We start from the raw sequence: 10,550 nt of genomic DNA on the forward strand, positions 1-10,550 counted from the left end.
ACCAGGACCGATCGCGCACAGTCCATACGAGGCCCAAAAGACGGACATCGACCTGGGGAGAGGCGCTCGATCGGCGACACAACACCGGCACGATGTGCTGGATTCCGGACAGTCGAACGGGGCGGCCCCGCGCGGATGTCGGTCTTTCGGCGCCGACGGCGGTCCGGATGTCATATTTCCGCGATTCGCCTACCAGCTGGACAGGCCCGCGGGTTGTGATGGTCGAACGTTGCGCGTTCATTCCGAGTATCGAATTCCGTTCGAGGTGAGGACGTTCGACATGACCGTAGGATTCACCGCAGGCGCGCTGACCGATCAGCTTCGCGGGGCCTGGGCCGTCCGTAATCGCCCCATCGATCTGCACGCCGAACTTGCCGCAGTCCTGGCCAGCGCCGGCCTGGCACCGGAGGATTCCGGCGGCGAGATCGCCTTCCAAGGCATGGACCCCATCGTGTCGAGCACCCTCGCGCTGGCCTCGGCGCCCGCGCTCGCGCTGGTCGCGAAGTCTGTGGCGCAGGCCAAACTGCTGCGGCTGCGCGGCGGACCGGGGCAGGACATCGCCATGGACCTGCGCCGCGCTCCGCACCGGCTGTGCCCGTTCTACGACCACAAGTGGGAGAAGCTCAACGGACTGGTTCCCGGGTTGGCCTGGGACGTGGACGGATTGAGCTATGGCGGCTTCTACCACACCGCCGACGACCGGTGGGTGTATCCCCAGCTGCTCTACCCGAAGCTCAAGACCGACCTGCTGCGTTTGCTCGATGCGACCGACAGCCCGGCAGCGGTCACGCACAGAATCGCGGGCTGGAAGGCCGCCGAGCTCGAGGAGGCCGCGGCCGCCGCCGGTGTGGTCCTGACGATGGCACGCAGCCTGCCCGAATTCCTGGCCGAACGTCAGTACCGCGAGGTGCTGGCCGATATGCCGCTCATCGAGATCGAGAAGATCGGCGACAGCGCGCCCGAACCGCTCCCGAGCGGCGCGGCCGCACCGATGGCCGGCATTCGCGCGCTCGGCCATGCGCACATCATCGCGGGAGCGGGTATCGGCCGGACACTGTCGCTGCACGGTGCGGATGTGCTGAACATCTGGCGGCACACCGATATCGAGGCCGACTTCCTCTACCACACCGCCAACGTGGGCGTACGGTCGTCGCTGCTCGATCTCGGCGATGCCGACCACGTCGCCACGCTGCGCGCGCTGCTACGGGACGCGGACGTGTTCTTCGCCAATCGCCGCCCCGGTTACCTTGCCCGGCACGGACTTTCGGCCGAACAGGTCGCCGAGCTGCGTCCGGGCATCGTCCATGTGAGCGTCTCGCTGTTCGGCGAAACCGGCCCATGGGCCGATCGGGTCGGCTTCGACCAAAGTGCCGGAACCGCAACGGGAATGGCTCTGCTGGAGGGTACCGAGGACGCTCCCCGGCTCCCGATCGTCGGCGTGGTCAACGACTGGATCATGCCGTGGCTGGCCACCGTCGGCATCGCGGCGGCGCTCGAGCGCCGGGCGCGAGAGGGCGGCAGCTATCGCATTCGGATGTGCCTGTCGCGCGTCGCCCTGTGGATCATGAGCCTGGGCCTGTTCGACAAGCACCACGTCGCCGAGATCCTCGCGGCCCCCGGCGAGGAGCACCTGTACCTGGATCCGGAGACCTTCGCCATCGACAGCCCGCTGGGCCACTACACCAGCGTGACCGAGCAGGTGCACATGTCCGAGACCCCGGGCCGGTTCCCCTTCGGCCTGCTCCCGCGGGGATCCAGCCGTCCGCAATGGCTGTCGAGCGCGGAAGGGAAGTGAGGTGGTCATGTCCGACGCTCCTTGCCGGGTCGCCGTCATAGGTGCTGGTGTCATCGGAATTTCCTGGACGGCATTGTTTCTCGCCAACGGACTGCGCGTGCGGGTCAGCGATCCGCGACCGGATCTCGCGGCGGCGGTGACATCCGGGATCGCCTCCGCCGCACCGGCTTTGCGCTCCTTGGGCTATCCAGAACCGGATACCGCGCTACTCGAGTTCGAGGCCGACACCGAGCGCGCGGTACGCGACGCCGATGTGGTCCAGGAGAACGGTCCGGAACGGTTGGAATTCAAGCAGGCGGTCTTCACCGCCCTGGGCACGGCCGGGAAGCCGGATGCGCTGCTGTGTAGCTCGTCCTCGGGCCTCGCGGTCACCGATATGGTGGCGAACCTGCCCGATTCGATCGCATCCCGTGCGCTGGTGGCGCATCCGTTCAATCCGCCGCATCTGATACCGCTGGTCGAACTGGTCCCCGGACAGCGCACCGCGGCGTCGACCGTCGAGCGTGCCGAGCGATTCTTCCAGAACCTGGGCAAGAAGCCGGTGGTGGTGCGCAAGGAAACGCCCCAGTACATCGTCAATCGGCTCCAACAGGCTCTGTTCCAGGCCGCGGTCGCGCTCGTTGCCGAGGAGGTGGGAACGGTCGCCGATATCGACGAGGCGGTCACCAACTCGATCGGTATCCGCTGGTCCACGGCGGGGCCGTTCGCGTCGTTCGATCTCGCCGGGGGGTCGGGTGGGCTCGCACACTTTCTCGAGGGTGCGGGCGCGGCGATGGGTGTGAACGCGCAGACCACCGAGCTCCTGACCGCACAGGCCGAAAAGTTCTTTCACACAACCTCATACGAGCAGCGGGTGGAGGTGCGGGACCGGCGACAGGTCGCCGTCCTGCGGGCCCTGGCCGCCGAGGAGGTGGCCGAGAAATGAACCGCGACGAGGTGCTCGCTCGGCGAACCCAACCGCTGCTCGGCCCGGCATACGGTGACGAGCCGCCGACCTTCCGGCATCGCGAATACCTGACCGTCACCTACCGCACCGATCCGGATGTGCTGCGCGGCATCGTGCCCGAACCGCTGGTGGTCACCGAACCCCTGGTCGACTTCGAGGTCGTGGCCATGCCCGACGCGCGCGGGGCCGGTTCCTATCTCGAGTCCGGGCAGCTCGTCCATGTCGAATACGAGGGGCAGCCAGGGCAGTTCAGCCTCGCGATGTATCTGGACAACCACCCGGCCATCGCGATCGGACGCGAGCAGACCGGATTCCCCAAGAAGCTGGGTCGGCCCCGGCTCTGGGTCGATTCCGACACTCTCATCGGGACTTTGGACTACGGGTCGTTGCGAGTGGCCACGGCCACCATGGGATATAAGCGACACGCACTCGATCCCGCTGCCGCCGCAGCCGCCCTCTGCGGCCCCACCTTTCTACTCAAGAAGATTCCCGATATCGATGGGACGCCACGTATTTGTGAGCTGATCCGGATCACCGCCACCGCGGAGATCGAGGGAGCGTGGTCCGGGCCGGGTGCGCTGGAACTCCACCCGCACGCCCTCGCGCCACTGGCGCAGCTGCCGGTGCGCGAAATCGTCTCGACGACCCATATCGTCGCCAGCTCGTTCGCCTATCAACCGGCGCACCGCGTACACGACTACCTCGTTCGAAGGAGAACCGACATGGATCGCACGGAGTTCGACATCTACATCGACCTGTACAACTCGCGAAAGTACGCCGAGGTCGCCGAGCGCTACTACGCGCCGGACCTCAAAATGATTCATGGTGGACGTCTCATCGCCAGCAATCGCGACGAGGTCCTCCAGTGGCTGCTGGACGTCCATCGCGGTGCCACCGAGACATTCGAGGTTCAACGGTTCGAGAGCACCGATGCGGGCCTGGACGTCGACATTCGCGAAGTACTGGAGGCCACGAGCGCGGATGTCACCAATGTGTCCAGCGGTCCCCTGGCCCGCGGCCACGGCCGCATCACCTACCTGAACGCCCGCTATCTGGTCGAGGACGAGCGCTTCACCGAGATCCGGCTCACCGTCGACGCCACCCGCACCGAGGACTACGTGCTGTGAAGGAACCTTCGGCGGTATCGACTGTGCCACAGCCCGATAGGTCGGTCGCCCGCCGGTAGCAGCACTCGGCACACGACAAGAGAGGACACCGATGGATCCGGTTGTATCGATCCCTTATTACTCCGGTTACGGCCATACCGCCGTGCTGGCCGGAGCGGTCCGTGACGGGGCTTCCGCCGCCGGGGCGCGGACGCACCTGATCGATGTCGCCAACATCTCCCATGACGACTGGAACGCGTTGGACGCCTCCGAGGCGATCGTGTTCGGCGCGCCCACCTACATGGGCGCGGCGGCGGCGGGATTCTGGACGTTCGCCGAGGCGACCTCGGGGCGCTGGCAAGAGCAGCGGTGGAAGGACAAGCTGGCCGCGGGGTTCACCAACTCCGGCGGTAAGAGCGGTGACAAACTCAACACCTTGCAGAACTTCGCGGTGCTGGCGGCTCAGCACGGAATGCTGTGGATCAGTCTCGGGCTGACGACCGGCTGGAATTCCGCGGCGGGCTCGGAAAACGACCTCAATCGGTTGGGGTTCTTCCTCGGCGCGGGAGCACAGACATTCGTCGATGCCGGGCCGGACGGAGTGCACCCGGCCGACATTGCCACGTGCGAGTGGCTCGGCCGCCGGGTGACCGAGACGACGCGAATATTCACCATGGGCCGCCGCGTGGTCGAGACCGCCGTCGCGGACTGACCCGCGGGGGACTACGCGTATCTACCGCAGTGCCCAGGGCGGGGTCAACGGGAGTCCGGTGCGTTTGGTGGTGGCCAGGATCGCGCAGGTCTCCATCGCGGTGATCTCCGGAAGGGCGCCGATGGTGGTGTTGATGAATGCGTAGAGGGTGTCGGTGGTGCGTTCGGCCACCGCGAGCAGCAGGTTGGCCGGGCCGGTGACCGCGCCGGCGAAGAAGACCTTCGGGTGCGCCGCGAGCGAGCGACCGATCCGGTCGAGTGCCGAGGGCTGTACCGAAAGCCACAGCAGTGCTTGGGATTTCAGGCCGAGGACGGGAAAGTCGACGACCGTGACCGGTCGGATCACCTGGTTGTGCAGCAGGGCCTCGAGTCGCCGCCGGGCAGTGTGCGCGGTGATCGCGGCGGCCTGGGCCAGTTCGGTGTAGGAGGCGCGGCCGTCGCGAATCAGGGTTTCGATGATCGCGTGGTCGACGGCTGTCAGGGGAGGGGGTTCGGCGGGTGCGGACTGGCCATATCCGAGCACCGGTTCGGTGGGGTCGCTTCCCGCATCGCCGGCACTGGGAAAGATGTGCAGGACGCGTTGGGAGTCCCAGGAGATCACGGCCGCGGTGGCCGGCAGGTCGCGCATCAGCAGGGTGTCGCGGGCCTGCGGGCCGTCCAGGAACATCAGCGCGGTGATCTCCGAGCCGCCGCCGACGATGTCGACCGCCACGGTGTCGGGCCGATGGCTCAGCGAGTCGGCGACGGCGTGGATCCGTTCGCGTACGCAGCGCAGCCGCAGCGTGATGGCGACGAGTTCGGGAAAGCAGCCCGGATTGCGAACCGCGGTGGCGCGCAGCAGGCCGCGCTCGTACAGCGGGACGGCGCGTCGCACGACTGTGCGCTCGGACAGCGCCAGCCGCTGCGCCAGCTCCCGCCAGGAAGCGCGGGGCGCGCCGACCAGCGCCGTCGCGATGGCCAGATCGGTACCTTCCAGTGCGGGAATCGGCACCTGCTCACCTTAATGGGCATCGGTCGGGTCCGGGCGCAGGCAGCGATGTCTTGGCGTTGCCGATCACTCGTCGCACTCTCCCCGAATCGCGCGGACGGCTGCCCGCTCGCATTCGCCGAGAGCCTCGGTGACCCGCTGCCGCCACTTCGGCGTGACGTCCCTCGACCGACGTTGCCTCGCCGAGCGAAGGCTCGGCGAGACACCAGCGAAATCGTTGGGAACTAGGGACGTTCGACCGCGGACACGCTGGCTCGGTCCTCGGCGTAGGCCTTGGCGAGTTCCAGGGTGGCGCGGCTGTTGGTGCTCAGGGCATTTCGGACGTAGTCCCGCGCGTCGGCCGTGGTGGCGGTCGCACCGAGGATCGCGGGGATGTTGTCGGTGTTGAGCACCACGGTGTGCTGGGAGGTGGCGCGTACCCCGTCGTCGGTGGGGGTGAAGGTCCAGATGCCGGTGTGCAGTGCGAGCAATTTCGGCAGGGTGACCTGTTTGTAGACGATTCGCTCGCCGGGGAAGACGACTCGGTAGGACATCGTGCGGTGGGTGGAGCCGTCCTTGGCCCTGGTGTCCATTTCGAGGGTTTGGATGCCCTGCTCGTTCTGTTCGAAGCGGACCGAGGCCACGTGCGGGAGGCGTTCGACCCACCGATCCGCCTCGTTCACGAAGTCGTACACATCCCCGGCGTTGCCGCGCACCAGCACCGAATCCTCGAAGGAGAAGGTGGATTCGGTCGCGGCGACGGCCGATTCGATATTGGTGCGCAATGCGGCCAGTTCGGCGCGGGAATTGCGGTCGACCGCGGCATCGATCCAGGCCAGGCTTTCCGGATCGTCGTCGACAGCACGATAGCCGTGCAGCAGCCGCACGCGTGAATTGCCCGCCGAACCCGGTTCGATGATCCACTGCCCGCGCATCGAGGCCACCGGCGGGGCCGAAACCTCCTGCTGGAAGCGGATTCGGAAGCGGTCGGGATCGAGGGTGCGCCGCGATACCCAGCTCTTCGGCTCGCCGTTCGCGGTGGCCCAGATCCGAATCCGTTCCTCATGGTCGCCGGTGGGCTCCTGCTCCACGTGGATGGTCGGCGGGAAGACGCGCGGCCAGTTCACGACCTCCGCGATCATCCGGTAGACGACGGCGGCGGGTGCCGCGATCGTGATCTCGTGCTCGCATTCGCGCTGATCGACAGTGGACATGATCGCCTCCTGGGCAGGTGGATGAGTATCAGAAGTTGCCGAGACCGCCGCAGACGTTGAGTGCCTGGGAGGTGATGGACGCGGCGACATCGGAGACCAGGTAGCCGACAAGTCCCGCGACCTCGTCGGGTGTGGAATACCTGCCGAGTGGGATCTTCGCCTGGAACTTGGTCAGGATCTGCTCCTCGGTGGTGTCGTAGGCCGCAGCGTAGCCTTGCCGAACACGTTGCGCCATAGGCGTTTCCACATAGCCGGGGCAGACGGCATTGACCGTGATGCCGGTCGGGGCCAGTTCGTTGCCGAGCGCCTTGGTGAAGCCGACCACGCCGTGTTTCGAGGCCGAATAGGGTGCGCCGAGGACGACGCCCTGTTTGCCCGCCGTCGACGCGATATTGATGATCCGTCCCCACGATTTGTTGCGCATACCGCCGGTGTTGAGCACCTCCCGCGTCATCCGGAACACGCTGTGCAGGTTGGTATCGATCACGTCCAACCACAGCTCGTCGGTCAGGTCGGCGGTGACGCCACCACCGCTGCGCCCGGCATTGTTGACCAGAATGTCGACGGTGCCGAACCGGGCGACAGCGGCGGTGACGAATTCCCGCACCGAGGCGCCGGACCGGACATCGAGTTCGGTGCCGTCGGCGACCAGGTCCCGCTCCCGCATGGCCTTCACCGTCTGTGCGACGGTCTCCGCCGTGCGCGCCCCGATGAAGACCCGATGCCCTTGGCCGGCAAGCTGATTCGCAACGGCAAGGCCGATGCCGCTGGTCGCTCCGGTGATCAACGCGACACGACCGTCCTGCGCACTCATGGGTGATGCCTTTCGTAGAAACAGCGAATTTCGGTGTTGCACCCGCCTATTGGCAGGTGGTCGGGTTCTCCGTGCTGGTCTGCTTCGCCTTGACCGAGGACTGCCCGGACTTCACGGGATTGCCGTTGGGATCGGTGACCTCGGTGCGGCCGGAGCTGGTGAACCTGCCCCGGCTCTGATCGGCCGTGTGGTACACGGTCACGTAGGCGGCCAACGTCCCGTCCGGGAGGATGACGTCGTGGGTGAGCTCGAAGGTGAACCGGTTGTGCCCGGCTTCCTGCCAGGTGCCGGTGCCACTGCCGCTGGCGTCGCCGGGGCTGCCGAATTTCAGGCAGACCTTGCCCGCCTCGGTGAACTGGAAGGTGGCCTCGTGCGGAATGTCCTCGCCCAGCGTCTTCACCTCGCCCAGCCAGGTGCCGATGGGCAGGTACTCGATGGACTCCGCCTGCGCGGGTGCCGCGGCGGCGGCGGGCAGCGCGAGGGCCGTCAGCAGCATCAGGGTTTTCATCATGTGGCCGATTCTGGTGACGCCTACTCGCGTCGCACTCGAGTTCTGGTGGGACGGAGCACTTCCCGTGTGTCAGAGAATTCCGGCCGCCGCTCGCAGTTTCTCGGCTCGATCGGTGCGTTCCCACGGCAGGTCGACATCGGTGCGGCCGAAGTGCCCGTACGCGGCGGTGGGGGTGTATATCGGCCGTAGCAGGTCGAGATCGCGGATGATCGCGCCGGGACGAAGGTCGAACACCTCACCGATGGCCTCCGAGATGCGCTCCGGATCCACCCGCTCGGTGCCGAAGGTCTCGATGAAAAGGCCCACCGGGGAAGCCTTTCCGATGGCATAGGCGACCTGAACCTCGATACGCTCGGCCAGACCCGCCGCCAGCACGTTCTTGGCGACCCACCGCATGGCGTAGGCCGCCGAGCGGTCCACCTTCGACGGATCCTTTCCGGAGAACGCGCCGCCACCGTGGCGGGCGAATCCGCCGTAGGTGTCGACGATGATCTTGCGGCCGGTGAGGCCCGCATCGCCCATCGGCCCGCCGAGCACGAATTTGCCGGTGGGGTTGACCAGTAGTCGAACCGAGGAAGTATCGACGGTGGGCAGGGCGAGGTCGGCGAGCACGTGGTCGAGCACATGCTCGCGGATGTCGGGCGTGAGGAGTTCGTCGAGATCGACGTCCGCGGCGTGCTGGGTGGAGATCACCACCGTGTCCAATCGCGCCGGGCGATCGTCGCGATATTCGACGGTGACCTGGGTTTTGCCGTCGGGCCGCAGATACGGCACGAGCCCGGACGTACGCACCTCGGTGAGGCGGCGCGCGAGCCGGTGTGCCAATGCGATCGGTACGGGCATGAATTCGGGGGTCTCGGTCGTCGCATAACCGAACATGAGCCCCTGATCGCCCGCCCCCTGCCGACTGATCTCGTCATCGGCACCGCCGATCCGGGATTCATGAGAGCTGTCGACACCCTGTGCGATATCGGGTGATTGGGCGCCGATCGCGATATTGATGCCGCAGGTGGAACCGTCGAACCCCTTGACCGAGGAGTCGTAACCGATGTCGAGAATGCGCGCGCGGATCAGCGCCGGGAAGTCGATGGTCGCGCAGGTGGTGACCTCCCCGGCGACATGCACCTGACCGGTGGTGACCAGTGTCTCCACCGCCACCCGGGCGGCCGGATCCTCGGTCAGGATCGCGTCGAGAATGGTGTCGCTGATCGAATCGCAAATCTTGTCCGGATGGCCCTCGGTCACGGACTCGCTGGTGAACAGTCGTGCGGCGTTTTTCATGGGTTTCCTTTGCTGGTTACTTCGCGCCTCGGAGCGATTTCTCCAGGGCCCGCCAGGTCCGGCGTTCGGACGCGGACAAGCGGCGGCCATTGCGCCGATCCGTCTCGTCGGCGATTTCATGGCGGAGGTGGTTCACGACGACCATCGACGCGTCGATGTGATAACCCCAGCCGATCGCGTAGATACCGGGGGTCAAATGTGTTGCGAGCCTGAGCAATTTCCGCAGGGTCATGATCGCGAATGTTGCAGGTCGAGCCCGGCGGCCAGGTCGCGCAGCCGGGGCGCCGCGGCGTCCTTGGGGGAGCGGAGCAGGTGCAGGGGCTGGCCGTCGCGGCCGGTGGCGGGCCACGCGACACCGATGTCCGGATCGAGAGCGTCCACCTCGCGGTCGAATTCGGGGGTGTACTCGAGTGAGCAGAGGTAGACGACCGTCGAGGAGTCCTCGAGCGACAGCAGTGCGTGGCCGAGCCCCTCGGACAGGAATACCGAGCGTCGATCCACATCGTCGATGATGACGCTGTCCCACGCGCCGAAGGTCGGCGAGCCCGGCCGCAGATCCACCACCACGTCCACGAACGCGCCCCGGACGCAGGTCACGTACTTCGCCTGGCCGGGCGGATCGTCGGTGTAGTGGATGCCGCGCAGCACGCCCGCGGCCGAGGTGGAGGTGTTCACCTGCAGCAACTCGAACGGCCGCCCGACCGCCTTCTCGAACTCCGAGGCCTTGAACGCCTCGGCGAAGACGCCACGTTCGTCACCGCGCAGCACCGGGGTGAACTCCCACGCGCCCGGCACCGCCAGCTCCCGAATCCGCATGCTCACCAGTCCCGTCCGCGTTCCAGTAGTCCGAGCAGATACCGGCCGTATCCGGAGCGCACCAGCGGCTCTGCCAGGCGGCACAGCTGTTCGTCGTCGATGAAACCCATTCGCCAGGCGACCTCCTCGGGCACGCTGATCTTCAGGCCCTGGCGCTCCTCCACGGTGCGGACATAGTTGGCCGCGTCGAGCAGCGAGTCGAAGGTGCCGGTGTCGAGCCAGGCGGTGCCGCGGGCGAGCACCTCGACGTGCAGTCTGCCCTGTTCCAGGTAGGTCCGGTTGATATCGGTGATCTCGTATTCGCCGCGCGCCGAGGGCGTCAGGCCGCGCGCGATCTCGACCACGTCGTTGTCGTAGAAGTACAGGCCGGGGATGGCGTAGTTGGACCG

Annotated in this window: 12 protein-coding genes; 4 read left to right on the forward strand and 8 right to left on the reverse strand. The window is 66.7% G+C overall.

Going from position 1 to position 10,550, the window contains the following annotated elements:
• Positions 1-280 precede the first annotated feature (280 nt).
• The 4 genes from NDR87_RS36215 to NDR87_RS36230 all read left to right on the forward strand — a co-directional run bounded on the left by NDR87_RS36215 (position 281) and on the right by NDR87_RS36230 (position 4,559).
• Positions 281-1,795, forward strand: coding sequence for a CoA transferase (locus tag NDR87_RS36215; RefSeq protein ID WP_251918662.1), 1,515 nt, complete (start codon positions 281-283; stop codon positions 1,793-1,795).
• Between the two features lie 7 nt (positions 1,796-1,802).
• Positions 1,803-2,720 (forward strand): 3-hydroxyacyl-CoA dehydrogenase NAD-binding domain-containing protein, encoded by a 918-nt coding sequence (locus NDR87_RS36220; protein WP_251918660.1) that lies wholly within the window; start codon positions 1,803-1,805, stop codon positions 2,718-2,720.
• Positions 2,717-3,868 carry an acetoacetate decarboxylase gene (locus tag NDR87_RS36225; protein ID WP_251918658.1) on the forward strand — a complete coding sequence of 384 codons (1,152 nt, stop codon included), beginning with the start codon at positions 2,717-2,719 and terminating at the stop codon, positions 3,866-3,868. The genes NDR87_RS36220 and NDR87_RS36225 overlap by 4 nt, the downstream gene beginning before the upstream one ends.
• Before the next feature lie 91 nt (positions 3,869-3,959).
• Complete coding sequence (locus NDR87_RS36230) at positions 3,960-4,559, forward strand: flavodoxin family protein (protein WP_251918656.1); 600 nt, start codon at positions 3,960-3,962, stop codon at positions 4,557-4,559.
• 21 nt (positions 4,560-4,580) lie between these two features.
• On the opposite strand, the gene NDR87_RS37820 is transcribed toward NDR87_RS36230, so the two are convergent.
• The 8 genes from NDR87_RS37820 to NDR87_RS36270 all read right to left on the reverse strand — a co-directional run.
• A complete protein-coding gene (locus tag NDR87_RS37820) occupies positions 4,581-5,549 on the reverse strand; it encodes an AsnC family transcriptional regulator (protein WP_251918655.1) in 969 nt (322 codons plus the stop codon).
• A gap of 221 nt (positions 5,550-5,770) precedes the next feature.
• The gene (locus NDR87_RS36240; RefSeq protein WP_251918653.1) at positions 5,771-6,739 is read right to left on the reverse strand and encodes an aromatase/cyclase; all 969 of its coding nucleotides are present in this window, start codon (positions 6,737-6,739) and stop codon (positions 5,771-5,773) included.
• A 28-nt stretch (positions 6,740-6,767) separates the two neighbouring features.
• Positions 6,768-7,553: a 3-oxoacyl-ACP reductase FabG gene (gene fabG / locus NDR87_RS36245; protein ID WP_251918651.1), complete on the reverse strand. Its 786-nt coding sequence runs from the start codon at positions 7,551-7,553 to the stop codon at positions 6,768-6,770.
• A 46-nt stretch (positions 7,554-7,599) separates the two neighbouring features.
• Positions 7,600-8,064, reverse strand: coding sequence for a hypothetical protein (locus tag NDR87_RS36250; protein WP_251918649.1), 465 nt, complete (start codon positions 8,062-8,064; stop codon positions 7,600-7,602).
• Positions 8,065-8,133: 69 nt separating this feature from the next.
• Positions 8,134-9,345, reverse strand: coding sequence for a methionine adenosyltransferase (gene metK, locus NDR87_RS36255; RefSeq protein ID WP_251918647.1), 1,212 nt, complete (start codon positions 9,343-9,345; stop codon positions 8,134-8,136).
• Between the two features lie 16 nt (positions 9,346-9,361).
• Entirely contained in the window at positions 9,362-9,577 is a 216-nt protein-coding gene (locus NDR87_RS36260) for a hypothetical protein (protein ID WP_251918645.1), read from the reverse strand.
• Entirely contained in the window at positions 9,574-10,161 is a 588-nt protein-coding gene (locus NDR87_RS36265) for a dTDP-4-dehydrorhamnose 3,5-epimerase family protein (RefSeq protein WP_251918699.1), read from the reverse strand. Before NDR87_RS36265 ends, NDR87_RS36260 begins: the two co-directional genes overlap by 4 nt.
• A 2-nt stretch (positions 10,162-10,163) precedes the next feature.
• Positions 10,164-10,550: sugar phosphate nucleotidyltransferase (locus NDR87_RS36270; protein WP_251918643.1), on the reverse strand; the 387-nt coding region annotated here is incomplete at its 5' end.

Origin of the sequence: Nocardia sp. CDC159, assembly GCF_023740735.1 — a bacterium.
In the GTDB taxonomy this organism is placed as follows: Bacteria; Actinomycetota; Actinomycetes; order Mycobacteriales; family Mycobacteriaceae; genus Nocardia; species Nocardia pulmonis.